This is a genomic window from Microvirga sp. BSC39 (assembly GCF_000739015.1).
Lineage (GTDB): Bacteria > Pseudomonadota > Alphaproteobacteria > Rhizobiales > Beijerinckiaceae > Microvirga.
Map to the genome: position 1 here is coordinate 149,649 of NZ_JPUG01000064.1, position 25,585 is coordinate 175,233.

General features: G+C 64.3%; 23 protein-coding genes and 1 tRNA gene. 21 read left to right on the forward strand and 3 right to left on the reverse strand.

Annotated elements, in window-relative coordinates; translation table 11 throughout:
* The first annotated feature begins 126 nt into the window (after nucleotides 1-126).
* The 5 genes from ssb (at nucleotide 127) to MA07_RS14535 (ending at nucleotide 3,305) form a co-directional block, all read left to right on the forward strand.
* The gene (ssb, locus tag MA07_RS14515; RefSeq protein ID WP_036352029.1) at nucleotides 127-657 is read left to right on the forward strand and encodes a single-stranded DNA-binding protein; all 531 of its coding nucleotides are present in this window, start codon (nucleotides 127-129) and stop codon (nucleotides 655-657) included.
* Between the two features lie 193 nt (nucleotides 658-850).
* Nucleotides 851-1,078 (forward strand): hypothetical protein, encoded by a 228-nt coding sequence (locus tag MA07_RS14520; protein WP_036352031.1) that lies wholly within the window; start codon nucleotides 851-853, stop codon nucleotides 1,076-1,078.
* A gap of 160 nt (nucleotides 1,079-1,238) precedes the next feature.
* Entirely contained in the window at nucleotides 1,239-2,351 is a 1,113-nt protein-coding gene (locus MA07_RS14525) for a M20 family metallopeptidase (protein WP_036352034.1), read from the forward strand.
* A 98-nt stretch (nucleotides 2,352-2,449) separates the two neighbouring features.
* Complete coding sequence (locus tag MA07_RS14530; RefSeq protein ID WP_244445255.1) at nucleotides 2,450-2,812, forward strand: GNAT family N-acetyltransferase; 363 nt, start codon at nucleotides 2,450-2,452, stop codon at nucleotides 2,810-2,812.
* Entirely contained in the window at nucleotides 2,805-3,305 is a 501-nt protein-coding gene (locus MA07_RS14535; protein WP_036352040.1) for an RNA pyrophosphohydrolase, read from the forward strand. The genes MA07_RS14530 and MA07_RS14535 overlap by 8 nt, the downstream gene beginning before the upstream one ends.
* 6 nt (nucleotides 3,306-3,311) lie before the next feature.
* Here the strand turns inward: MA07_RS14535 and MA07_RS14540 are convergent, their stop codons facing one another.
* The gene (locus MA07_RS14540) at nucleotides 3,312-3,950 is read right to left on the reverse strand and encodes a MarC family protein (RefSeq protein WP_036352043.1); all 639 of its coding nucleotides are present in this window, start codon (nucleotides 3,948-3,950) and stop codon (nucleotides 3,312-3,314) included.
* 69 nt (nucleotides 3,951-4,019) lie between these two features.
* On the opposite strand from MA07_RS14540, the gene MA07_RS14545 reads away from it, so the two are divergent.
* Nucleotides 4,020-4,874, forward strand: coding sequence for a protein phosphatase 2C domain-containing protein (locus tag MA07_RS14545; RefSeq protein WP_036352046.1), 855 nt, complete (start codon nucleotides 4,020-4,022; stop codon nucleotides 4,872-4,874).
* Nucleotides 4,875-5,722: 848 nt separating this feature from the next.
* Here MA07_RS14545 and MA07_RS14550 read toward each other — a convergent pair.
* Nucleotides 5,723-6,922: an IS256 family transposase gene (locus tag MA07_RS14550; protein ID WP_036352048.1), complete on the reverse strand. Its 1,200-nt coding sequence runs from the start codon at nucleotides 6,920-6,922 to the stop codon at nucleotides 5,723-5,725.
* A 634-nt stretch (nucleotides 6,923-7,556) separates the two neighbouring features.
* On the opposite strand from MA07_RS14550, the gene gyrA reads away from it, so the two are divergent.
* Nucleotides 7,557-10,259, forward strand: a complete 2,703-nt coding sequence (gene gyrA, locus MA07_RS14555) for a DNA gyrase subunit A (RefSeq protein WP_052003186.1) — start codon at nucleotides 7,557-7,559, stop codon at nucleotides 10,257-10,259.
* 53 nt (nucleotides 10,260-10,312) lie between these two features.
* On the opposite strand, the gene MA07_RS27845 is transcribed toward gyrA, so the two are convergent.
* Nucleotides 10,313-10,903, reverse strand: a complete 591-nt coding sequence (locus MA07_RS27845) for a hypothetical protein (protein WP_052003176.1) — start codon at nucleotides 10,901-10,903, stop codon at nucleotides 10,313-10,315.
* Nucleotides 10,904-11,180: 277 nt separating this feature from the next.
* Between MA07_RS27845 and coaD the strand changes: the two genes are divergently transcribed.
* The 14 genes from coaD (at nucleotide 11,181) to MA07_RS14630 (ending at nucleotide 25,546) form a co-directional block, all read left to right on the forward strand.
* Nucleotides 11,181-11,681, forward strand: coding sequence for a pantetheine-phosphate adenylyltransferase (coaD, locus tag MA07_RS14565; protein ID WP_036352051.1), 501 nt, complete (start codon nucleotides 11,181-11,183; stop codon nucleotides 11,679-11,681).
* 29 nt (nucleotides 11,682-11,710) lie between these two features.
* Nucleotides 11,711-12,259 (forward strand): peptidylprolyl isomerase, encoded by a 549-nt coding sequence (locus MA07_RS14570; protein WP_036352056.1) that lies wholly within the window; start codon nucleotides 11,711-11,713, stop codon nucleotides 12,257-12,259.
* Nucleotides 12,260-12,291: 32 nt separating this feature from the next.
* Nucleotides 12,292-12,768 carry a hypothetical protein gene (locus MA07_RS14575; protein ID WP_152568874.1) on the forward strand — a complete coding sequence of 159 codons (477 nt, stop codon included), beginning with the start codon at nucleotides 12,292-12,294 and terminating at the stop codon, nucleotides 12,766-12,768.
* Nucleotides 12,769-12,810: 42 nt separating this feature from the next.
* Nucleotides 12,811-13,278 carry a peptidylprolyl isomerase gene (locus MA07_RS14580; protein WP_036352059.1) on the forward strand — a complete coding sequence of 156 codons (468 nt, stop codon included), beginning with the start codon at nucleotides 12,811-12,813 and terminating at the stop codon, nucleotides 13,276-13,278.
* 115 nt (nucleotides 13,279-13,393) lie between these two features.
* Entirely contained in the window at nucleotides 13,394-14,470 is a 1,077-nt protein-coding gene (gene queA, locus MA07_RS14585; protein ID WP_036352062.1) for a tRNA preQ1(34) S-adenosylmethionine ribosyltransferase-isomerase QueA, read from the forward strand.
* Nucleotides 14,471-14,536: 66 nt separating this feature from the next.
* Nucleotides 14,537-15,718: a tRNA guanosine(34) transglycosylase Tgt gene (gene tgt, locus MA07_RS14590; protein ID WP_036352065.1), complete on the forward strand. Its 1,182-nt coding sequence runs from the start codon at nucleotides 14,537-14,539 to the stop codon at nucleotides 15,716-15,718.
* A 144-nt stretch (nucleotides 15,719-15,862) separates the two neighbouring features.
* A tRNA-Lys gene (locus MA07_RS14595) sits at nucleotides 15,863-15,938 on the forward strand.
* Between the two features lie 390 nt (nucleotides 15,939-16,328).
* Nucleotides 16,329-17,057: a hypothetical protein gene (locus MA07_RS14600; RefSeq protein WP_152568875.1), complete on the forward strand. Its 729-nt coding sequence runs from the start codon at nucleotides 16,329-16,331 to the stop codon at nucleotides 17,055-17,057.
* A gap of 815 nt (nucleotides 17,058-17,872) precedes the next feature.
* Entirely contained in the window at nucleotides 17,873-19,354 is a 1,482-nt protein-coding gene (locus MA07_RS14605) for a DUF4118 domain-containing protein (RefSeq protein ID WP_052003178.1), read from the forward strand.
* Nucleotides 19,355-19,362: 8 nt separating this feature from the next.
* Complete coding sequence (locus MA07_RS14610) at nucleotides 19,363-20,055, forward strand: response regulator (protein ID WP_036352073.1); 693 nt, start codon at nucleotides 19,363-19,365, stop codon at nucleotides 20,053-20,055.
* Nucleotides 20,056-20,223: 168 nt separating this feature from the next.
* Entirely contained in the window at nucleotides 20,224-20,670 is a 447-nt protein-coding gene (locus MA07_RS14615) for a hypothetical protein (protein ID WP_036352076.1), read from the forward strand.
* A 21-nt stretch (nucleotides 20,671-20,691) separates the two neighbouring features.
* The gene (locus MA07_RS14620) at nucleotides 20,692-22,611 is read left to right on the forward strand and encodes a potassium transporter Kup (protein WP_036352078.1); all 1,920 of its coding nucleotides are present in this window, start codon (nucleotides 20,692-20,694) and stop codon (nucleotides 22,609-22,611) included.
* Between the two features lie 41 nt (nucleotides 22,612-22,652).
* A complete protein-coding gene (trkA, locus tag MA07_RS14625) occupies nucleotides 22,653-24,038 on the forward strand; it encodes a Trk system potassium transporter TrkA (RefSeq protein ID WP_036352080.1) in 1,386 nt (461 codons plus the stop codon).
* Entirely contained in the window at nucleotides 24,035-25,546 is a 1,512-nt protein-coding gene (locus tag MA07_RS14630; RefSeq protein WP_081928972.1) for a TrkH family potassium uptake protein, read from the forward strand. The genes trkA and MA07_RS14630 overlap by 4 nt, the downstream gene beginning before the upstream one ends.
* Nucleotides 25,547-25,585 lie beyond the last annotated feature (39 nt).

Consider the following 25,585-nt stretch of genomic DNA (forward strand, 5'->3'; position numbering starts at 1 on the left):
TGCCATTAGGTAGCATGGTCGCAGCGGCCGATAACTGGGGACAGGCCTGTGCAGAAGTGGCCCCTCAGCTTGCCCCAGGCTCCCGCCGGCCCCAGAACAACCACTTGGGAATGAGGAGTGGCTCCGATGGCGGGCAGCGTGAACAAGGTAATTCTGGTGGGCAATCTGGGGCGCGACCCTGAGGTCCGCCGTCTGGGCAGCGGCGATCCGGTGGTGAACCTGCGGATTGCGACCTCCGAGACCTGGAAGGACAAGGCTTCTGGCGAGCGCAAGGAGAAGACCGAGTGGCACTCGGTGGTGATCTTCAACGAGAACCTGGCGCGGGTGGCCGAGCAGTACCTGAAGAAGGGCTCGAAGGTGTACCTGGAGGGTCAGCTGCAGACCCGCAAGTGGACCGACCAGCAGGGGGTGGAGAAGTACTCCACCGAGGTGGTGCTGCAGCGCTTCCGCGGTGAGCTGACGATCCTGGACAGCCGCGGCGGCGGCGGGTCCGAGTTCGGCAGCGACGAGGAGCCCGGACAGGTCTCCCGCGGCGGTGACTTCGGAGGACGCTCGTCCTCCCAGGAGCGGCGCCCGGCACCCTCCATGGGCGGGGGCAGCAGCGGTGGAGGCGGGGGCTCCCGCTACAATGACCTCGACGACGACATTCCCTTCTAGGACCTCGCCGTTCGAGGCGCCTGCGACCGAGCATCCGGAGAGGCCGCCACAGGGCGGCCTTTCACGGCCCGTAAATGTTAAGGCAAATTGGAAAACTTACCTTGCGTCAATGCACGGAAGCTGCTCATTTAGAGGTAGGCTCCGGAGTGGCATAAGTCCGGTGATTGACGCGTTTTCCCAAGGCTGCTTTTGAGTGCATTGCTTCTTTCATCTCGTGCACAGGCATGAACGGATCCTCGATGAGACGGGCATTGAAGTCTCGGATCTGGAAGCAGCCCATTATCAGGCCATCAAGGCGATCCAGGAACTCCGCGATGAAGGCGAGCCTGACGAGGTCGACTGGCGCGGATGGCACTTGGAGGTCACCGACGCCTCGGGCAGAGTTCTGCTGTCGATCCCTTTGGATTCGGCGCAGCATTGATGCGCAACAAGCCTCCATGCCGCCCGCCGTTGGCTGTGCTGCAAAAGGCCCTCCCGAGGTCTATGCTTTGAACGGGTGACACCGGGTTGGAGGAGGGTTATGAGGGGTGAGGGCGGCGCAAGGCCGCCTTTTTCGTGAGTTTGGAGAGCCCTGAACTGTCATGACAGCCGCATCCCTCGACACGCTTTTCACCTGGATCCGCACCGAGAGCCCGACCTCCGACCGGGCCGGCGTCAACCTGATGATGGATCTCGTGGTCGCGCAGATGCAGGACGCGCCGGTGGCGGTCGAGCGCATTCCGGGCACGGACGGCCTGGGCGACGTGCTGGTGCTGCGGGCCGGTCCCCAGACGGGCGAACCCGGCATCCTGGTCATGTCGCATCTCGACACGGTCCACCCCATCGGCACCATCGAGCGCGACCTGCCCATGCGGGTCGAGGGCGACCGGCTCTATGGGCCGGGCATCTACGACATGAAGGGCGGCGCCTGGTTCTGCCTGGAGGCCTTCAAGGATGTGGCGCGCCGGGGCACGGCGGCGCGGCCCATCACCTTCCTGGTCACGCCCGACGAGGAAATCGGCTCGCCGATCACGCGCCCCATCATCGAGGCGCTCGGCCGCCGCTCGGCCTATGCCCTCGTGACGGAGCCCGCCCGCGACGGCGGCCAGATCGTCACCGCCCGCAAAGGGGTGGGGCGCTTCGACGTGCATGTGGAGGGCCGGCCCGCCCATGCGGGCTCGCGCCACAAGGACGGCCGCAATGCCATCTATGAGGCGGCGCGCCACATCCTCGCCATCGAGGCCATGACGGACTATGCGCGCGGCATCACCACGACGGTGGGCATGGTGTCCGGCGGCACAGCGATGAACACCATTCCGCAGCATTGCCGCTTTCCGGTGGACCTGCGGGTCGAGACCGTGGCGGACGGAGAGGCCGTGACGCGGGCGATCCTTGGGCTGAAGCCTGCCGACCCGGACTTCAAGGTCACCGTGACCGGCGGCATGAACCGGCCGCCTTATGAGCGGACCGAGCCGACGTCAAAACTCTTCGACCACGCCAAGTCGCTTGCGGCCGAGATCGGCTTCGATCTTGTCTCCGCGCCCCGTGTCGGCGGCGGCTCGGACGGCAACTTCACGGCAGCGCTCGGCATCCCCACCCTCGACGGCCTCGGCATCGACGGCGACGGCGCCCATACGCTCCAGGAATACGGCCTCGTCTCCTCCATCGCACCGCGCCGGAAGCTCATGACGCGCCTGCTGGAGACCCTGCGCTGAGCAGCGTCACGATCAGCGACCTGCGCGACCGGCCGGACTTTACCGACACGGCCGCGGATCGCGTCTGGCGCGCCTTCTGGAAGGACAAGGGGCATCCTTTGAGTCTGCTGACGGGGCTCGTGCAGGAGAATTTCGGACCGGGTCCCATTCCAACCGCTCTCGTGGCCCATGAGGGCGACTGGTTCATCGGCACCGTCTCGATCATCGCCTGTGACGAGGAGACGAGGCCGCATTACACGCCCTGGGTTGCGGCGCTTTGGGTAGAGCCGGAACACCGGCGACAGCGGATCGGCGCGGCGCTCGTCGACAAGGCTGTCGAGTTCGCCTTCGGAACGGGCGCGAAGCGCGTCTACCTGCTCGCGGGCTCCCACCGGCGCTCCTATTACGCAGGGCTCGGGTGGTCCGTCATCGAGCAGACCGAGGACGGGATGTTCATTCTGTCCAAGGACAACCATGACTGAGCCTCTCTACCGGCCGAATGTCGGCATCGCCCTCTTCAACCGCGAGGGGCGGGTGCTGATCGCGCGGCGCCTGCGCGACGACGGACCCGAGATCGTTCTTCCGGGGCATGAATGGCAGATGCCCCAGGGCGGGGTGGATCAAGGCGAGGATCTGGTGGCAGCCGCGCGGCGGGAGCTCTGGGAGGAGACGAACGTCACGAGTGCGTCCTATCTCGCGGAGACTGCCGTCTGGGTGGCCTATGACTTCCCGCCCTATGACGGGCCGCCGCACCGGCTGTCGCCCTTTCGCGGGCAGCGGCAACGATGGGTCGCGTTCCGCTTCGAGGGCAGCGAGGCCGAGATCGAGGTGACGCAGTCCCGCGGCGGCATGGAACCCGAGTTCAGCGAATGGCGCTGGGAGGCGCTGGACCGCCTTGCCGTCCTCGTGGTGCCTTTCAAGCGCGCTGTCTACGAGCACGTCGCGCGGGAATTCCGGGCGTTCGCTGACGTCTGAAGACGCCTACAGCGGCGCCGGCTGCAGCAGCGCCAGGATGCCGTTGATGATGAACTGCACGGCAAGTCCCGCCAGGATCACGCCCAATAGACGGCTCAGCACGATGTTGCCGGTCACGCCGAGCCAGCGCGAGACGCGATCGGCCGCCATGAACACGGCAAAGCAGCTGGCGACCCCGAGGGCGATGAGGGCGATGAGGAAGCCGAGATAGACCGGGTTGCCGTCCGCCCGGCCCGCAAGAAGGATCGTCGCGGTGATCGCCCCGGGGCCCGCCATGAGCGGAATGGCGAGCGGGAAGGCCGCCACGTTGCGGATATGGTCCTCGGTGATGGCGATGTCGGCCGTGTGCTGCTTGCGCTCGTTGCGGCGCTCGAACACCATCTCGAAGGCGATCCAGAACAGCAGCAGGCCGCCCGAGATGCGGAAGGCCGGAATGCCGACGCCGAGGAGGCGCAGCAGCACCTCGCCGCCGAGGCCGAAGAAGGCCAGGATGCCGAAGGCGATCAGGCTCGCCCTCAACGCCACCCGGCGCCGCTCCGACGCGTTCATGCCCCGGGTCAGCGACACGAAGATCGGGGCAAGCGCCGGCGGGTCGAGGGTGACGAGCAGCGTGACGAGGGCGGCGGAGATATAGTCGAAGAGCATCGGCTGGACCTTATCGCAAGCTTTGCGTTATGGCGTCCCCGGCGGCGTTTGGCGAGGGGCGGGGCAACGATGTTCACGATTTTGGATCGGATCAGCTGGCCGGGGCATCCGGACAAGCCCAACGAGGACATCTGCGGCGCTTGCGGAGATTGGGCGTGGGTGATCGACACCTCGATCTTCCCCGGCACGACGCCGGTCGTGCACGAGGCCAGCGATGCCGCGTGGCTCGCGGCCTTCGCGGACGAGCGGCTCTCGAACCTTGCGCCGCAGGCGCAGGACGGCGCCGCCCTCCTGCGCCATGTCATGGAGGAGGCCCGGATCGCCTACCGGGCCGTCGCGCCTGTGGATCGGCATGAGGATTTCGTCGCCTGGCCGCTCGGGGCCATGACCCTGGTGTGCCGCCGGGGCAGGGTGCTCGATGCCTGGACCTTCGGCGACACCACGGCCTATCTCCACCAGCTCGATGGGGCGGTCCAGGTTCTCGGGGATGCGCCCGGCCTGCGGGACTTCGAATCCGCCAAGGCCGCCGAGCTGATGCGGCAGGCAGGCTCCCGGCCTACCGCCATTCTCGACGAGCCCGTGTTCCTCGCTTGGCTCGGGGAGCGCCGCGAGCGCCAGCGCAAAAGCGGCATTCCGGCCGCCCTCCTGAGCCTCAACCCGGACGCCGCCGAAAGGCTGCGGCACGAGACGGCGCCCTGCGCGGACGGCACGACAATCCTGCTGGCCTCCGACGGCTTCTCGGCCCTGGTCGACCTCTACCGGGCCATGGATGCCGCCGCGCTGATGGAAGCAGCCCTGGCCACCGGCCTGGAGCCCTTGGCAAGACTCGCGAGGGAGATCGAGACCGAGCGCGACCCGGACGGGAGGCTCTATCCGCGCTTCAAGCTGAGCGACGACACGACGGCGATGTTGCTGAGGGCGTAGCTCAATCCCCCGCGCAATTGGCGCCCCATGACGAGCGGGTGTCATCCCCGGCGGCCGTGAGGCCGGGAAGGGGATCCATAGCGCTAAGCGTCTGAGTGGATTCCCGTCCCCTCCGCTGCGCTCGCCGGGAATAACACCCTCCAATTTTGACAACCTCTCCGTCATCCCCGAACTTGTTCCGGGGATCTACGTCTTTGATGCGCTGCGGTTTTCAAGACGTGGATGGCCGGGACGAGCCCGGCCATCACGGAGAGAGTGAGGGTTTGTTCTCATTTTGTTCTTGACTTTGGTCCTAAGCTGGGCTATAGCTATGGACATCCTCGCCCGACGAGGGGCGCGCTCGCGAGGCGTCGCAGATGCGGGGTGAGGAGCGGTCCTGCCGCAGGCCTCGCAAGCCTGTGATCGCAGGTGGCCGATCCTGGCACGATCCAGGTCCGCTGAAACAAACCGCGCGTGACGAGCAGTCTGGCTCTCACCTTCCACACCATACATCGAGCCGGGCTGCACAACGCGCCACCCTCGACTGACCTTCAGGCTCGCAGCTCACGCTGCGGGCCACAAGGCGCTGGCTCTTTGACAACCCACCAGCGTCATTCCGGACGGCGCAGCCGATCCGGGATCGTAAGACGAGTAAAGCACCGTCATCCCGGGGTCGCGTGAGCGGAGCCCGGGATCCATAACCGCTGACGAGGCAGAACGAAGCGTAACGCTGCCCACCTTTCTCAAAGCGTTGTGTTTATAGATCCCCGCCTGCGCGGGGATGACACCAGGGACGGTCTGGGATCGTGTCCCTTGGGGTGGTGTAACTGACGGCGGGTCACCACGATCACCGGCCAGAGCCGGGATGATCAGATTGCCACGGCAGGCAAGCTGACCAAGAGATCATCGCTCATCGGCGCCATGGTTTCCAGTGTCAGATAGCGAGCGCGCTGCACCGCCCACTCATCGTTCTGCTCCAGCAGGATCGCGCCGACCAGCCGCCGGATCGCCGCCTCGTTCGGGAAGATGCCCACCACATCCGTCCGGCGCTTGATCTCGCCGTTGAGCCGCTCGAGCGGGTTGGTCGAATGCAGCTTGGTCCGGTGCGGAGCCGGAAAGCTCATATAGGCCAGCACATCTGTCTCGGCCTCATCCATCAGGGCTGACAGCTTCGGCAGCTTGGGACGGAGTTGGTCGGCGACTTGCCGCCACTGCTGCCGGGCGGCTTCCGGCGTATTCTGGGCAAAGGCCGTGGCCATGAAGGCCGACACCACCCGCCGGCCATTCTTGCCGGCGTGCGCCAGGGCATTCCTCATGAAGTGCACCCGACACCTCTGCCAGGTCGCGCTCAGCCCCTTGGACACGGCGGCCTTGATCCCCTCATGCGCGTCCGAGATCACCAGCTTCACGCCGCGCAAGCCCCGCCGGGTGAGCTGGCGCAGAAACGCGGTCCAGAACGGCTCGGCCTCCGATGGGCCGATGTCCAGGCCCAGCACCTCGCGCCGGCCGTCGCTGTTGACGCCCACCGCCACAATCACCGCCACCGAGACGATGCGCCCGTTCTGGCGCACCTTCACGTAGGTGGCGTCGACCCACAGGTAGGGCCACTCGCCCTCGATCGGCCGCTCCAGGAAGGCGTTGACCCGCTCGTCGATCTCCTCGCACAAGCGGCTCACCTGGCTCTTGGAGATGCCGGTCATGCCCAAAGCCTTGACGAGATCATCGACCGAGCGGGTGGAGATGCCCTGGATGTCGGCCTCCTGGATCACGGCGGTCAGCGCCTTCTCGGCCATGCGGCGCGGCTCGAGAAAGCCCGGAAAGTAGGAGCCGGTGCGCAGCTTTGGGATGCGCAGTTCGACCGTGCCGGCGCGGGTGTGCCAATCGCGTTCGCGGTAGCCGTTGCGCTGGGCCAGGCGCTCCGGGCTCTTCTCGCCATAGGCGGCGCCCGCGAGGGCGCCGACCTCCAGCTCCATCAGGCGTTCGGCCGCGAAGCTGATCATCTCGCGCAGCAGGTCGGCGTCCGGGGTCTTCTCGACGAGGCTCTTGAGGTCCATCATGGGGTTGGTCATCGGGGGTTCTCTCGGTTGCAGGTGGATGTCGCAACCCAACCCTAACCGGAAATCGCCGATGACCACCCGCCCAGCGCCCGGCCCGCTACGGCGCGACTGAGGGCGCGCGGGCCAACCGCTGGGCTCCCGTCGAGCTACACCACGCACTGGGACCTATCCCGGTCTCCTCTTCTTCTCTGGCGCTCCATCGGGTGACGTTCCCGTATCGCCTATAGGGTCCGGGCTAAAAGGCATCGGCGGAGCGAGCGGGCAAAAACTGAGCAACGTCAGCTACTTGCGAAGCCTCCTTGAGCCAGCGCATCATCTTCCGTTCCCTCTTGCGAATGTGCCACAGGCGGCAACCCATCCCGACCCTGGTCGGCCTGACAATAAGTTGCTGAAACGTAAACGGATTTTGCCTCTCGCCTTGCCTCTGGAAAACCCGTCAAAAAGCTTGAAAAACGCCGCGTTCTCCCCCATGTAAGAGCCTGATTTCAATTGGATTCGCGGGCCTGCCGGATGGCTTGACGAAGCGGCACCGATAAGCCGCCTCTCGCGAAAGGGCAGACCGTTTTAAGAAAGACCAACCTTGACCGATCCGAACGATATCCGCTCCGGCGGCCCCGGCGGGGACCAGCCGGCCAGCGACATCAAGATGATTTCCATCGTCGACGAGATGAAGCGCTCCTATCTCGATTACGCCATGAGCGTGATCGTGAGCCGCGCTCTGCCCGATGCGCGCGACGGCCTCAAGCCCGTGCACCGGCGCATCCTCTACTCGATGCACGAGAACGGCTACACGCCCGACAAGAAATACGTGAAGTCCGCCCGTATCGTCGGCGACGTGATGGGTCAGTACCACCCGCACGGCGACAGTGCGATCTATGACGCCTTGGTGCGCATGGCGCAGGACTTCTCGCTGCGCCTCATGCTCGTGGACGGGCAGGGCAACTTCGGCTCCGTGGACGGCGATCCGCCGGCAGCCATGCGCTACACCGAGTCCCGCCTCGCCAAGGCGGCGATGCCGCTCCTCGACGACATCGACAAGGACACGGTCGACTTCACGCCCAACTACGACGAGTCCAAGGACGAGCCGTCGGTGCTGCCGGCGCGCTTCCCGAACCTGCTCGTCAACGGCGCCGGCGGCATCGCGGTCGGCATGGCCACCAACATGCCTCCCCACAATCTGGGCGAGGTCATCGACGGCTGCCTGGCTTTCATCGACAATCCCGGCATCTCCGCCGAGGAGCTGATCGAGATCATTCCCGGGCCGGACTTCCCGACCGGCGCCCTGATCCTCGGCCGCTCCGGCGCGCGCTCGGCCTACACCACGGGCCGCGGTTCCGTGATCATGCGGGCCAAGTCCGAGATCGAGGAGGTCCGGAAGGACCGTGAGGCGATCATCTTCACCGAGATCCCGTATCAGGTGAACAAGGCCTCGCTGATCGAGAAGATCGCCGAGCTCGTGCGCGAGAAGAAGATCGAGGGTATTGCGGATCTTCGCGACGAATCCGACCGCGACGGCATGCGCATCGTGGTCGAGATCAAGCGCGACGCGATGGCCGACGTGGTGCTCAACCAGCTCTACCGCTACACCCCGCTGCAGACGAGCTTCGGCTGCAACATGGTCGCGCTCAACGGCGGCCGTCCCGAGCTGATGACGCTCAAGGACCTGATCCAGGCCTTCGTCGACTTCCGCGAGGAGGTCGTGTCGCGCCGGACCAAGTTCCTGCTCAACAAGGCCCGCGAGCGCGCCCACGTGCTGTGCGGCCTGGCTATCGCGGTGGCCAATATCGACGAGGTGATCCGCCTCATCCGCACCGCGCCGGATCCGAACGCCGCCCGCGAGTCCCTCATGGGCCGCGACTGGCCGGCGCACGATATCGCGCCGCTGATCGCGCTCGTGGACGACCCGCGCCACAAGATCAACGAGGACGGCACGTACCGCCTGTCGGAGACGCAGGCCCGCGCCATTCTCGACCTGCGCCTGCAGCGCCTCACGGCTCTGGGCCGGGACGAGATCGGCGACGAGCTGTCGAAGCTCGCGGCCGAGATCTCGGACTACCTCGACATCCTGCGCTCGCGCGAGCGCATCATGGGCATCATCAAGGGCGAGCTCACGGATGTCCGCAACACCTTCGCGAATCCGCGCAAGACGCAGATCGTGGATTGGGAATCGGACCTCGACGACGAGGACCTGATCGCCCGCGAGGACATGGTCGTGACCGTGTCCCATGCCGGCTACATCAAGCGCGTGCCGCTCTCGACCTACCGGGCGCAGCGCCGCGGCGGCAAGGGCCGCTCCGCCATGACCACGCGCGACGAGGATTTCGTCACCCGCCTGTTCGTGGCCAACACCCACACGCCTGTCATCTTCTTCTCCTCCGAAGGACAGGCCTACAAGGAGAAGGTGTGGCGCCTGCCGCTGGCGGCTCCCAACGCCAAGGGCAAGGCCCTGGTGAACATGCTGCCCATCAAGCAGGGCGAGCGCATCACCACCATCATGCCGCTGCCGGAGGAGGAAGCGTCCTGGGACAAGCTGGACGTGATGTTCGCCACCTCCCGCGGCACCGTTCGCCGCAACAAGCTGTCCGACTTCGTCCAGGTCAATCGCGGCGGCAAGATCGCCATGAAGCTGGGCGAGGGCGAGCATATCGTCGACGTGCAGATCTGCTCGGAGAACGACGACGTGCTGCTCACCACGGCCAAGGGCCAATGCATCCGCTTCCCCGTGACGGATGTGCGCGTGTTCAAGGGCCGCGATTCCATGGGCGTTCGCGGCATCAACCTTGCCGAGGGAGACGACATCATCTCCATGGCGATCCTGCGCCACGTGGAAGCGACCGGCGAGGAGCGGGCGGCCTATCTCAAGATGCGCCGCGCGGTCACCGGCGAGCAGATGGGCTCGGATGCCGATGCCTCTGACGAGGCGGAGGAGGCTTCAGCCGAGAACGTCTCGCTCTCGCAGGAGCGTTATGCCGAGATGAGCGCGCAGGAGCAGTGCATCCTGACCCTGTCCGAAAAAGGCTACGGCAAGCGCACGCTCTCCTACGAGTACCGGATCACCGGACGCGGCGGCAAAGGCATCACGGCCATGGCGGTGAACAGCCGCAACGGCAAGCTGGTGGCCTCGTTCCCCGTCGAGGCTTCGGACCAGATCATGCTCGTCACCGATGGCGGCCAGCTGATCCGCGTGCCGGTGGAAGGCATCCGCGTCGTCGGCCGCAACTCCCAGGGCGTCACCGTCTTCTCCACCCGCGACAAGGAGAAGGTGGTCTCGGTGGAGCACATCGAGGGCGAAGACGCCGAGGATGTCGAGGGCATCGACGATGCCGCGACTGAGGGCGGCGAGGAGTAAGGGATTTATCCAACGTATCAAACGGAGAGGGCGCTATTTGGCGCCCTTTCTTTTTATCGCTTTTCGAGAACGCGCTCGTAGTCCGCCGCTAAGTCCTGTGCCATCCGGCGCGCACCTGCGCCGGGATCCGCCGTAACCCGGATTTTAACGAACATGCCTTTGTGGAGGGTGACAAAGATGTAGGAGTCACGCTCCGTCCCGCGTTGCGTGATTTTCATGTACGCCATGGCGAAGGAGCCCGATGTGGAGCTATCGAGAAGCTCGGCATTCTGGTAGGCGCCGCTTTTCAAGGCGCTGCCGACATCGCTGATCGCGATATCCAATTCTCGTTTAGCCTGTGGCAGCGCGGGCCCGGTCGGCAGCTTGAGCTGCTTGTCATAAACATAGATGTCGGCCCAGGCGCCACTGGGGGCCAGATAGGTCACGCTGAAGCCTAGGCCTGGCGTGTTGTAGTCCACCTTCGACTGGTGGGTGAAGTTGCCGAGAGTCTTGGGAAAGGGGAAGCCCTCGATCTCCGCCACTGAAATGGCAGGGGCGATTGCGCTACGGACGGGTTGCGCTTGGGCCGGAAGAACCGCTGCTACAAGCAAAGCAGTGATAATGCATCCGCCGAGGACGACAGACATACGCAGAGACTTCAGCATTGCAGCTCCCCTGTTTGTAACTAAGTTATAGGGGATAGAGCGCGCTGGCGAGTCTCGCTGAGACTCTCCTTAGAAGCTTCAGACGGCCAAGCTCGCCAGAGCAGCCGGGCTCAGCACGGCAACGGCGGTAGCGAAGACAATGCAAAGGCGGAAGATCATAGGGCTCTCCTGAAATCTTGACTTTAGGTTAGGTGGAATATTCCACGCACCCGTTCGGGCCGCCGTGTGCCAACGCACGGCTTGCCGGGCGGCTTCAATCCGGCTACGCCTTGGCCTCATGACACGCACCGCCCTCTATACCGGCAGCTTCGACCCCGTCACCAACGGGCACTTGGACGTCCTGCGCCAGGCCTGCAGCGTGGCGGACAGGATCGTGGTCGCCATCGGGGTCCATTCCTCCAAGGCGCCGGTCTTTCCGGCCGAGGAGCGGGCCGAGATGCTTAAAGCCGTCTGTGGGCCGATTCTGCAGGCGAGGGGCGTCGCGCTTGAGGTTGTGACCTTCAACGATCTGGCCGTCGAGGCTGCCCGCCGGCATGGGGCGACGCTCATCGTACGCGGCCTGCGCGACGGAACGGACTTCGACTACGAGATCCAGATGGCCTCCATGAACGCCGCGATGGCGCCAGAGGTCCAGACCCTCTTCTTCCCGGCCTCGGCCACTGTCCGCCCCATCACCGCCACGCTTGTGCGGCAGATCGCCGGGATGGGCGGCGATGTCTCGGCCTTCGTGCCAGGGCTTGTCGCCGAGCACTTGGCCGCCAAATTCAGGCGGCCATAAGTTTTTCATCCACAGGGAGACATCCACCCATGAAGCGTTTGCTCGCAGTCGGAGCGCTCGTGTTCGCCGGCCTCGTTCCCGCCGCCGCCCAGCAGGCCGCCGACCCGCAGAACACGGTCTTTCTCGATACGAAGGACGGCCGCATCACCATCCGCCTGCGCCCCGACCTTGCTCCCAAGCATGTGGAGCAGATCAAGGCCCTGACGAATCGCGGCTTCTATAACGGGGTCGTCTTCCACCGGGTGATCGACGGCTTCATGGCCCAGACGGGCGACCCGACCGGCACCGGCACCGGCAAGTCCGACCTGCCGAACATTCCGGCCGAGTTCACCCAGACCCAGTACAAGCGCGGGTCCGTCGGCATGGCCCGCTCCCAGAGCCCGAACTCCGCCAATAGCCAGTTCTTCATCTGCTACGAGGGCTGCGGTCCGCTCACCGGGCAATATACGCTCTTCGGCGAGGTCGTGTCCGGCATGGACGTGGTCGACAAGATCAAGAAGGGAGACTCCGCTGCCAACGGCATGGTGTCGAACCCCGACAAGATCGTGAAGATGCAGCTCGCTGCCGACGCGAAGTAATGCGGCTCGAGCGGACATTCGGAGCGTGGCTCATGGTGGCCGCGCTCCTCTCGGTGGGACCGGCGTCCGCTCCGCTTGCCGCGCAGGTGCTGTCGCCGGCTCTCGACCCGGACGAGTGGCGGGAGCCGCGCCAGTTGCCGCCGCCTCTGCCCGAAGGCTTGAGGGGCACGGTGCGCCCGCGGCCCGATGCGCCGCGGGTCGAGCGCATCGACCGCATTGCCCAGATCTTCCAGGCCGTCCAAGCCTGCTGGCGTCCGCCTGCCGGCAGCGGCTATTCGGGCCAGGAGATCACGTTACGCCTCAGCTTCAAGCGCAGCGGCGAGGTTCTAGGCCAGCCCCGGATCACCTACTACAAGGCGGGTACGCAGGCCGACCTGCGCGAGCCCTTCACCCGTGCGGTGCGCGAGGCGTTCGAGCGCTGCACGCCGCTTCCGTTCACGGAAAGTTTCGGGCGTGCCGTCGCCGGGCGCATCTTCTCCTTCCGTTTCGTCGATGCCCAGCCTATGTGAGCGGGCAGACTATCCCATTTCCAGCCAGCACAGGAGATCCCGATGGCAGATCCGGAAAACACCATCATCATGGAGACGACCAAGGGCCGCGTGGTCATCGAGCTGCGCCCCGATCTGGCTCCGGGCCACGTGGAGCGTATCAAGACGCTCTCCCGTAAGGGCTTTTATGACAACGTGCCGTTCCATCGTGTGATCGAAGGCTTCATGGCCCAGACGGGCGACCCCACCGGCACCGGCACCGGCGGCTCCGACCTGCCTGACCTGAAGGCCGAGTTCAACGCTGAGCCGCATGTGCGCGGCACCTGCTCCATGGCCCGCACGAACGCCCCGCATTCTGCCAACTCGCAGTTCTTCATCTGCTTCGACGACGCCCGCTTCCTTGACAAGCAGTACACCGTCTGGGGGAAGGTGACCGAAGGCATGGATAATGTGGACAAGATCAAGCGCGGCGAGCCCGTGCGCGATCCCGACCGCATCGTTTCCATGAAGGTCGCGGCGGACGCGACCTGAGGGTCCATAACCTTTTACCATCATGCCCGGGCTCGTCCCGGGCATCCACGTTTTGTCGCTGTAACACGTGGATGGCCGCAACAAATGCGGCCATGACGGCGAGGATGAATGTACGATGCGCGTCGATCTGTTCGATTTCGACCTGCCTGAAACCAGCATCGCGCTCCGCCCCGTGGAGCCGCGGGATGCTGCGCGCATGCTCGTCGTCAGCCCGGAGCAGGGCCTCGACGACCGGATCGTCCGGGATCTGCCGGATCTGCTCCAGCCAGGCGACGTTCTGGTGCTCAACGACACGAAGGTCATTCCGTCGAGGCTCTACGGCCTGCGCATGCGAGAGGAGACCGCCGCTCGCGTCGAGATCATGCTGCACAAGCGCGAGGGAGCGGACCGATGGCGCGCCTTCGCACGGCCGGCCAAGAAGCTGAATGTGGGCGATCGTATCCGTTTCGGCGAAGCGACCGAGAGCACCGCTTGCGAACTCGTGCGGCTCGATGCCGAGGTGGAGGAAAAGGGCGAGGGGGGCGACGTGGCTTTGCGCTTCTCCTTCGCCGGTGCATTCCTGGACGAGGCCATTGCCCGCCTCGGGGAGTTGCCCCTTCCACCCTATATTGCGGGCAAGCGCCCGACGGATGACAAGGATCGTGCGGACTATCAGACAGTCTATGCCAAGGACGAAGGGGCGGTTGCGGCCCCGACCGCCGGCCTGCATTTCACCGAAGACCTTTTCCGCCGCCTGGACGAGCGCGGCGTCACTCGGCATTTCGTGACGCTCCACGTGGGCGCGGGCACCTTCCTGCCGGTGAAGGCGGAGGACACCGCCGAGCACCGGATGCATGCTGAATGGGGCTCCGTCTCCGAGGAGACCGCACGGGCACTGAACGAGGCGCGGGCCAGGGGAGGGCGGATCGTGTCCGTGGGCACCACGTCCTTAAGACTCCTGGAGAGCGCCGCCCGGGAGGACGGAACCATCGCGCCCTTCTCCGGGGATACGGCCATCTTCATCACACCCGGCTACCGCCTCAAGGCGGTGGACGTACTGATGACCAATTTTCATCTCCCGCGCTCGACCCTGTTCATGCTGGTCTCTGCTTTCGCAGGCCTGGATTGCATGAGGGCGGCCTATGCCCATGCCATCGAAACAGGCTATCGCTTCTACTCCTATGGCGATGCGAGTTTGCTGTTTCGGCGTTGATGCTTCATGTCATCCCCGGGGCGCGGAACGCGCGGGAAGGGGATCCATTCCCAGGCAGGATTCTGAATGACCACCGAGACTTTCACCTTCAGCGTCAACAAGACCGACGGGACGGCGCGCACCGGCGAGATCCGGATGCCCCGCGGCGTCATCCGTACGCCCGCCTTCATGCCGGTCGGCACAGCCGCGACCGTGAAGGCCATGTATCCCGACCAGGTGAAGGCGCTCGGCGCCGACGTGGTGCTCGGCAACACCTATCACCTCATGCTCCGCCCCGGCGCGGAGCGGGTGGCGCGGCTAGGCGGGCTGCATCACTTCATGAACTGGCCCTATCCGATCCTCACCGATTCCGGGGGCTTCCAGGTCATGTCCCTGTCGGCCCTGCGCAAGATCGACGAGACGGGAGTGACCTTCCAGTCCCATATCGACGGCTCGACCCATGTGCTGACGCCCGAGCGCTCCATCGAGATCCAGGGCCTGCTCGGCTCCGACATCCAGATGCAGCTCGACGAGTGCGTGAAGCTGCCCTGTTCCGATGAGGTGGCCGAGAAGGCCATGCGCCTGTCCCTGCGCTGGGCGGAGCGCTGTCGGGTGGCGTTCGGCGAGCAGCCGGGCAAGGCCATGTTCGGCATCGTCCAGGGCGGAGCGGTGGAGCGGCTGCGCATCGAGAGCGCCAGGGAGCTCGCCGCCCTCGACCTCAAGGGTTACGCCATCGGCGGGCTCGCCGTGGGCGAGCCGCAGGAGGTGATGTTGCGGATGATCGAGACGGTCGAGCCGCATATGCCCAAGGAAAAACCCCGCTATCTCATGGGCGTGGGCACGCCGGACGACATCGTCGAGGCGGTGCGCCGGGGCGTCGACATGTTCGACTGCGTCATGCCCACGCGGGCGGGTCGCCACGGGCAGGTCTTCACCCGCCATGGGCGCATGAACCTGCGCAACGCCCGTTTCGCCGAGGATACCGCTCCCCTCGATCCGGAATCGAAGTGCACGGCCTCCAACACCTATTCCAGGGCCTACCTGCACCATCTCGTCCGTTCGAATGAGATCTTAGGGATGATGCTGCTGACCTGGAACAACCTGGCCTATTATCAGGAGCTTATGGCCGGCCTGCGCAAGGCTATCGCTGACGGTAGGCTCGAAAGCTATATTGGCGAAGTCAAGGAAGGTTGGGCCAAGGGTGAGCGGGACAGCAAGGCGGAAGCGGGTCAGCACGCCGACAACACGGCCATGGTGACGGAGGGCTAAGCTTTCTCGCCTAGGGCGGTCACCTCGCGAAAGAGTGTCCAAGTCACAGCCTTTTTCGGGCTGTGGAGCTGAGGAATTGGCCCCAAGGCAGGGCTTTTCGATTGACCTCAGGCCCGAGACCCCCTATCTCGGGCTCACCTCTGGGAGCGCGTAGCTCAGCCGGTAGAGCATCTGACTTTTAATCAGAGGGTCCTGGGTTCGAGTCCCAGCGCGCTCACCATATATTTCAGAGGTTTAGCTTATTTGTGGCCATCCGGCGGGCCATAGCACCAGTTTTTGGTAATCACATAGTAAGCACGAAAAGCACACTGGTGCTTCGAAATCAGCGTGATACATGCCCGTGCGCCCTCTAAGATTGGGATCATCATTAGGATCTCGACCATGCGAGGCGTACATCCGACCCGCGCGCTTGTCTTGGGACTAGGGTCGGGGCTTCATATCTTACCGGCCCATCAATCATCACTCTGGAAGCTTCAGAAGCTTAAGCGAAGGTGCCCATAGGCGGCTTCGTTTGTTATGGATTGGGGTCATGAGGCAAGCACTGGGCGTTGCTGCCCCAGCTTTCCGGCGTGAACATGTGAACGGGTTTAGGGCTGGATGAGGTGGTAGAGTGAGTCGGATTGGGATGTGCCAGCTCTGCAACTCGCAGAAAAAGCTCTGCGACGCTCACATTATACCCTGGGGCTTATATCCGAAGTCGTCCAACATTCGCGCTTACACCTTAAGTAGCAACAGGCAGGATCCGCGACCAAAGGGTGTCTTCGACCGGAACATTCTATGTGCGGAATGCGACCGGCAGCTTGGACGGTTCGATGACTATGCGGCTAAGGTTCTGCTGCCTTGGCCAAGGAGGCGAGATCTGTATAAGCGAGAGGACGGCTTCCTAGAACGTGGAAGCCTAGGCTCAAAGTACTTTGCCTACTGGATAAAAGCTCCTGACATCCGCCTGCTACAAGGCTTTGCCGCGTCCCTTTTGTGGCGTTCAGCTGTAACGTCGCGAGACGAAATTCAGATCGAACTCGGGCTTGCAGATCTCGAACGAACCCGCCGCGTGTTCGAGCAGGATGACCGCTCTTCGTACTTCGATATTTTAGTACAAAGGATGCCCAGAGATATCTTCTCGAAGTTTGTCTCAGGTCCTGTAAAACTCGACGGCGCCTTCCAGTTTTGCATGAGCGGTGTCGTACTGAATATCTACCTGAAACGCCACGACACCCCTCCGGAGGCTGACTGCTTGGTGCTTGGCCGCACGTCAGATCTCCTAGTTGGGTTTGTCCCTTTCTGGGGAAGCAAATTTGAGGAGAGCTTCCGCGAGATTGTTATGAAAGACAGATCCTAACCTGTGGTGCGTAGGAGCAGGTACGCGCGATAAAGCTTGCTGCGCGCGTTTGCAGGGGAGTCCCCCAAATCAGGCGCACGGACGCTCCACGTCGCCAAAGAACCAGCCATCACCGTTATCTAAGTTGAACACCTGTTCTCTAACCCTGTGTTCAAGGGAGGCGATTTGGATCGCCAGTCCCAGCTCATAGGCTCAAAGACCGCAACCCTCGCTGAAGCGGACATTCCGAAAACGTACGGAATTTCGGTTCCTGGCACGGAACTGACCTTAGCTTTACTTCCGCAATCGTGGAGTTAGCGGACCTTGATGCGGCCCAGTTTAATGGCTCAGTTTGACCGATGCTGTTGAAAAACTCCGCAACTGCCGGTTTTCGCGTGATCAGCATACAGGATGTTGGACCTGATCTGGCACGCTGACGCTAGTAATAGATGTACGAAGCAGCCCTCAGGAGTTTTTCAACAGCATCGACCCACTCCGGACCTTCGCTCCGAGTAATGCTATAGGTAGGTTGCTTCCAGCCCCTGGCACCAGTCTGTCCTGCTGTCAAAACCGTTGGCTCTAGGCCCAGGCCTGATCCAGCCTGGTCTCTGGGAACCAGCTTAACGGTTCAGCACGACCGTGTTACGTCACTCAGCCATGGCAACCACGCTCCGGGATACTTGGTGTTCGGGGCAGCCTCTGGCCATGGCTTCGGAATAACATAGGTCACACACCCGATGGTTACATTCGGCCCCCGGTCGCCTCGTACCATATGGTCCGTTCGAGGCAACGGGCGCAGGAACCTTTGGACACATGCCAGGGGCGGCAGCCGTCTTATGAAGATGGTTTGGCCCTACGTCTGGTCCACCGGGGCAGTTGTGATCGCCGCTGGCGTCGGCCTCGCATTGATCGCACTGGTCCCTCTGCCGAATGTCTCGATGGTGTTCCTGCTTGCGGTGTTGTTCTCCGCCGCGCGCTTCGGCATCTGGCCGGCGCTATTCTCGTCGGGGCTCTCGTTCCTGGCCTACAACTACTTCTTCATTGTGCCGCGCCAATCCCTCTCCGTCGCAGAACCTCATGAACTGCTGGCGCTCTTCGTCTTCTTGGCCGCCGCCGTCCTGACCTCAACCATAGCCGGCCGCGCCCGGGACCAGGCACGGCGGGCGGCTGAGCGCGCTGTAGCCTCCCGGCGCCTGTACAAGTTCGCCCGCCGTCTTTCGGCGCTCGCCGACACGCAATCCGTGTTGGACCATGCCGCCATCCAGGCCCATGACAACCTGCATCGCCCATGCCTGATCCTGCTGCGGGAGGGAGACGGCCTTGTCGTATCGGCGGCTTGGCCGCCGGAGGACCAGCTCGACCCCGAAGCACTCTCAGCCGCAAACCTCGCCCTCACGAAGGGGGAGACGACCGGTGCGGGAACCACGCTCTGCCCGTCCATCCCCTGGCTCTTTCTGCCGTTGCGCACGCCCGATGGAGCCGTCGGCGTCATCGGACTGGCTCAAGCCAATGATGCTCCTCTCGATCCCATGGCGCGAACGTTGTTCGAGACCCTGGCCGAACTCACGGCAACGGCTCTGGAGCGGGCCCGTCTCGGCCAGGAGGTCTCCGCTGCCCGCACGGCCGCCGAGGCCGAACGGATCCGCAACACGCTTCTCGCCTCGGTCAGCCATGACTTTCGCACTCCGCTTGCGTCGATCCTGGGAGCCGCGACCAGTTTGATCGAATACGGCACTCGGCTGCCGGAGCCAGTCCAGCGGGACCTGCTCGCCCAAGTAAAGGACGAGGCCGAGCACCTGGATGGCATGGTCCGCAACCTCTTGGCCATGACCCGTCTGGAGGCCGGGGCGCTTGAGTTCAATCGCGATTGGCTGGATCTCCAGGAACTGTTTGACCGGGCTGCCGTGACGGCGAAGCGGCGGGGGGCTCCGCAGACGTTCCATATCGTCGTAGAGGAGCGGCTGCCCTTCATCTTCGCGGATCCGAACCTGCTCGACCAGGTTCTGGCGAATGTGGTCGGCAATGCGATCCAGCACGCAGGCCCCGGCGCCCGCATTGTTCTCGACGCGAGACGCGAGAATGAGATGGCTGTGCTCTCCGTCACCGACGATGGGCCTGGGATCGCTCCCGCGGGGCTGCCGCACATCTTCGAGAAGTTCGCCCGCGCGCCAAGGCCTGGCGATGCCGGCGAAGGCACCGGTCTCGGCCTCGCCATCGTGAAGGGAATCATCGAAGCCCATCGGGGCACCGTCGGCGCGATCAGCCCGGTGGCGAACCATCGGGGAACCCGGATTGAGATGCGGCTGCCACTGGCATAGGATAGTCCATGACCCACCCAACCCGCGTTCTCGTGGTTGACGACGAGCCGGCCATTCATCGGTTTCTCTCCCCGGCGCTTGCAGCAAACGATTACGAGGTCCTCAGGGCCGAGACGGGATGCGCTGCTCTCCGGCAGATCGCCTCGGATGCACCCGATATCGTCATTCTGGACCTGGGCCTGCCTGACATGGACGGTAAGGACGTCATCGCCCGGGTTCGGGAGTGGTCCGATGTGCCGATCATCGTCCTCTCGGCTCGCGACCGGGAAGCCGAGAAAATCGCCTCCCTCGACCTGGGAGCGGACGACTTCGTCAATAAGCCGTTTGGCGTCGGCGAACTGATGGCCCGGCTGCGGGCCGCCCTGCGCCATCGCATGCAGCGCCGGGGTGAGACGCCGGTTGTGCGCATCGGCGGCCTGGAAATTGATGTTCCGCGGCGGCGGGCGACCTGGCAGGGAGACGAGGTCAGCCTCAGCCCGAAGGAGTTCGACCTCCTTGCCTTCCTGGCGCGTCATGCCGGCAAGGTGGTGACGCACCGGCAGATCCTGACAGCGGTATGGGGACCGGCCCACGAGCACGATACCCAGTATCTACGGGTCTATGTCAGCCAGCTCCGGCAGAAGCTTGAGCCGAACCCGTCCGATCCACGCTTCATCCTGACCGAGCCGGGCATTGGCTACCGCCTGCTTGACACGACCTAGGCGCTGGGCGGGCCAGCACTTTTATACTGTCTTTATAACGCGCAACGCACTTCCGCATCGCATTTTTATGTGAAGTCGAGCCATGTCTCGCCGGCAGGTCAGGACATGGTCCTTCGGTGTTTAGAATTGGCAACCAGCACGTGCTCCTGACCGACAGGAACAACCGGCATGTGGCTCAGGCAAAATCAGGAACGCGCTCTCCGCTCGCTCCTGTCGAGGATCAAGGCGGCTTCCATGCCGACCGCCGATATAGTCGCCGAGCTTCTGGGGCACGCCTGTCCCCGGTTCCAAGCCACGCCCAAACCCGCCACCCCAGTACCGCGGCTGGTCGAGGCGGAGGCCTGGGTCGACCTGGGCTTCTGGCTGGTCGGCTGGGAGCTGCCGGACTGGGTGATCCATCACCTCTCCTGCGACGACAGGCGGTGGAGTTGCGCGATCTGCGTCCGCGGCCTAGCCATCAACTGGATCGAGGACGTGGCCGACTTCCAGCACGACGACCCGGCCATGGCGATCTTTGGTGCCCTCGTCCAAGCTCAGCTCCGAAAGATTCAGGGTTCTGCTCCCAGCAACGTCACCCCGTTCCGGCGGATCAGGCGACCCGGGGCCAATCCCTGAGCCGCGACACAAAGAGATAACATGACTTCATCAGTACCAAGTCAGCCTGGTTCCGCCGAACTGTCGGCCCAGCCCTCCGCCCATCCTGCGTCCAGGTCCTGGATGCTGGCTCTGGGCTCGCTTGGGGTCGTTTATGGCGACATCGGCACGAGTCCTCTGTATGCGCTGAAGGAGTCCCTTGCGGCGGCGGCCGATGGCGGGACCGTTACCCGCGAGATGGTGTTCGGGATCGTGTCGCTGATCCTCTGGGCGCTGATCATCACCGTCACGATCAAGTACGTGGTCCTGGTCCTACGGGCTGACAACAACGGTGAGGGCGGCACACTGACCCTGATGGCGCTGGCGCAGCGGGCGGTGGGTCACAACGTGTTCGTGATCAGCCTGCTCGGCATGATCGGAGCCGCCCTGTTCTACGGCGACGCCATCATCACGCCGGCCATCTCCGTCCTGTCCGCCGTCGAAGGCATCAAGCTGGTGACGCCCGCCTTCGAGCCCTATGTGGTGCCGCTCAGCTTAGGCATCCTGATTGGCCTGTTTGCGGTGCAGAGCCATGGCACGGCCCGCGTCGCCGCCTGGTTTGGACCGATCACGGCGCTGTGGTTTGCCCTGATGGCCCTTGGCGGGCTGCTCCATATCGCCGATGCTCCGAGCATCCTGATGGCGATCAGCCCGACCTACGGCATTGCCTTCCTGGCAAACCATGGCACGGCCGGGCTTCTTGCCCTCGGGGCCGTGTTCCTGGCCGTCACCGGTGCCGAGGCGCTGTATGCCGACATGGGTCACTTCGGACGCCGCCCGATCCGAACCACTTGGCTGGGCTTTGTCCTACCCTGCCTGGCCCTCAATTACTTTGGTCAGGGGGCGCTCCTCCTTGATGATCCCGGCAAGATCGAGAACCCGTTCTTCCTGCTTTATCCCTCGTGGGCACTTCTGCCGATGGTCGGGATGGCGACACTGGCTACCATCATCGCCAGCCAGGCGGTGATCACCGGGGCCTTCTCCCTGACCCAGCAGGCGATCCAGTTAGGCTTGCTGCCGCGGATGGAGATCCGCTGGACATCCGAGACCGAGAAAGGGCAAATCTACATTCCTAAGGTGAACTTCCTGCTCCTGCTCTCCGTCCTCATTCTGGTCGTCGCGTTCCAGAGCTCGAGCGCGCTGTCGCATGCCTACGGCCTTGCTGTGACCGGTGACATGGTCATCACTTCATGCCTGCTGTTCATTGTGGCGTGGCGGTTCTGGAAATGGCCGCTCGGACTGGCCGCTGTCGTCGTCGCACCGTTCCTGCTTGTGGATACGATCTTCCTGGCTGCGAACGCCCTGAAGATCCCGCAGGGCGGCTGGATGCCGCTGCTCGTCGGCGTGCTTCTGGTCACGCTCATGCTGACCTGGCGGCGGGGCACACGCATCCTGTTCGAGAAGACGCGCAAAAGCGATGTGCCGCTGCTTGAGCTTATCGGCATGCTGGAGAAGAGTCCGCCGCATCGGGTGAAGGGCACAGCCATCTTCATGACGAGCGACGCCGCCACCGCCCCGGCCGCCCTGCTGCACAACCTCAAACACAACAAGATCCTGCACGAGAAGAACGTGGTGCTGACGGTCAGGACCGCCGACGATCCGCGCGTGAGTGACGAGGAGCGCGTCCGGATCGAGCCGCTGGGCGACTCATTCTGGCGCGCGATCATGACCTTCGGCTACATGGAGGCGCCGAACATTCCGCGCGGGCTGGCCCTTCTGCGCAAGCAGGGCTTCAAGTTCGACATCATGTCGACCTCGTTCTTTGTCTCGCGGCGTTCGATCCGCCCCGCAAACCGGTCGAGCATGCCGCGCTGGCAGGACAAGCTGTTCATCAGCCTGTCCAAGTCTGCGAGCGACGCGACGGACTTTTTCCAGATCCCAACCGGGCGTGTGGTCGAGGTCGGGACGCAGGTGACGGTGTGAGCCGAACCTGGATTAGTAAAGGCGTGGAGGCCGTGTAGGTTATGAGAGTAATCGTCTGCGGCGCGGGCCAGGTTGGCTCGACCATCGCCCGCCACCTCGCCATTGAGGGGATCGATGTCACGGTCATCGACTCCTCACCCGAGCAGGCCCGTCGCGTCGATGAGAGCTACGACGTGCGTGGCATGGTGGGCCACGCCTCCCACCCTGAGGTGCTGGAGCGGGCCGGGGCGCAGGATGCCGATATGCTGATCGCCGTTACCCGATCCGACGAGGTCAACATGGTCGCCTGCCAGGTGGCCTACTCCCTGTTCAACGTATCCCGCCGGATCGCCCGCATCCGCCACAGCGGCTACCTGGAACGCAAGCGGCACAGCCTCTATGCCAGCGACCAGATGCCCATCGACGTCATCATCTCGCCCGAGCTCGAGGTGGCCAACGGGATCGAGCGCCGTCTCAGGACGCCGGGAGCCTTCGACACCGTTCCCCTGGCCGAGGGGCGTGTGCAGCTTCTCGGCATCCACTGCAATTCGGCCGCCTGCTCCCTCATCGGGCACCCGCTGAACGAACTCAAAGCCCTCCTGCCCGATGCCAGCCTCGTGGTCCTGGCCCTCGTGCGGAACGGGCAGGCCTTCGTGCCCCACGGTCACGACCGCATCGAGCGCGGCGATGATGTCTATGTTGTCACCGATACCCGACAGGCGGACCGCATCATGCGCTTCTTCGGCCACGAGGAAGAGGTGGCACGGCGGGTGATCATCGTCGGCGGCGGCAATGTCGGCCTGAACCTCGCCAGGAGGCTAGCCCGGTCCGCGCCGGCGACATCGATCCGGATGATCGAGCACTCCCGGGAGCGGGCCGAGTTCATCTCACAGGAACTCGGCGAGAGCGCCATCGTGCTGCATGGGGATGCGCTCGAACGGGAGACCCTGATCGAGGCGAATGTCCAGGATGCCGAGACGGTCATCGCGGTCACCAACGACGACGAGACCAACATCTTCGCCTCGGTGCTGGCCAAGCGGGAAGGCTGCGCCCGCGCCATCACCCTGGTGAACAAGTCCTCCTACGAGGCCCTCCTGCCGACCCTCGGCATTGATACCGTCGTGGCACCAAACACGATTACGATCTCAAGCATCCTGCGGCACGTGCGCCACCGGTCCGTCTCGGCCCTTTACACGCTGCGCGAGGACTTCGGCGAGGTGATTGAGGCGACGGCGCAGCCAGGATCGAGGCTGGTGGGCGGCAGCATCCGCGAGGTCGGCGTTCCCGAGGGGATGCTGATCGGGGCCGTCGTGCGCGACGATCGTGTGATCATCCCTACCTCATCGACAGCGATCGAGGTGGGGGATCGCGTGATCGCCGTGGTGACCTACCGAGCCCTGCGCAAGGCCGAGGCCCTTCTGGCCGGAGTTTCGCGAGGCGAGCCATGAGAACGACGGGGACGATAATCACGCGGGGGCGGATCTCCTTCGGGCCGTGGTCGCCACCCCGCCTGCGCCCGGTGCTGCATCTGGTCGGGCGCATGCTCCTGGCGCTCTCGGCGGCCATGCTGGTGCCGGCTCTTGCCGACCTTGTTGTGAGCAACCCCGACTGGAAGGCGTTCATGCTCGCCAGTGGCGTCACTTTTGCCTGCGCCGCAGGGCTCACCTATCTGACCCGCTGCCCTTTGTCCGGCGGCCTGACCCTTCGCCAGGCCTTCGTGCTCACGCCGCTGGCCTGGACCGCCATTGCCCTGTTCGGCGCGCTGCCTCTCTACATCTCCGACTATGTACAGTTGCGGGACAGCTTCACCAACGCCTTCTTCGAGGCGATGTCCGGGCTGACGACCACCGGATCGACGGTGATCATCGGCCTTGATGTGGCCCCACCCGGCATCCTGCTGTGGCGGGCTCTGCTCCAGTGGCTCGGCGGCATCGGCATCGTCGGGGTCGCCATCGCCATCCTGCCGGCGCTCGGGGTCGGCGGCATGCAGCTCTTCCGCACCGAGTCGTCGGACCGCTCCGAGAAGGTGATGCCGCGGGTGCGCGAGATCGCCACCGCCATCGGGCTGGTGTACCTCGGTCTTACGGCCACATGCGGGCTGCTCTACTGGCTCGCTGGCATGACCCTATTCGAGGCGCTGGTGCACGGGCTGACCACATTGTCGACCGGCGGCTTCTCCACCTCCGACAGCTCGATGGGCAAGTTCGGCCCAGCAGTTCAGTGGATCGGCACTGCGTTCATGCTGGCGGGCGGAATCCCATTCGTTCTCTACGTGCGGCTCCTCCGCGGCGAGCGCGACGGCCTGCGCAACACCCAGGCACGGGCCTACCTCGGGCTTCTGCTGGTCATGAGCCTCGGCCTCGCGGCGTGGCTGTTTCTGTCGGGACGCTACGGTCTGGAGGAGGCGGCGCGCCTGGCGGCGTTCAATGTTGTGTCGGTGGTGACCACCACCGGCTATGCCACTGCCGACTACAGCCTATGGGGCAACGCCGCCGTGGGGGTGTTCTTTGGGCTGACCTTCATCGGCGGCTGCACGGGCTCGACGTCAGGAGGGATCAAGATCTTCCGCTTCGAGGTGATGGTCACGGTGCTGCGCAGCTACCTTCGCCAGCTCATCTATCCCAAGGGCGTGTTCCGCCGGGTGTATGCCGGGCGCCTGCTGCCGGACGACGTGATCGCCTCGGTCGTGGTGTTCTTCGCGTTCTTCTTCGCCTGCTACAGTGCACTCACCATCCTCCTGATGGCACTGGATCTCGATTTCCTGACGAGCGCCAGCGCCGCGGTCACGGCTCTGGCAAATGTCGGGCCGGGCTTGGGACCGACCATTGGGCCAGCCGGCAACTTCGCGACCATCCCAGACGCCGCCAAGTGGCTGCTCGCGTTCGGCATGCTGCTGGGGCGGCTCGAGCTATTCACGGTCCTGGTGCTGTTCCTTCCGCAATTCTGGCGCGGGTAGAGGCTAGGTTTGGTCCGGGCTGACGGGGACACGTTTGCG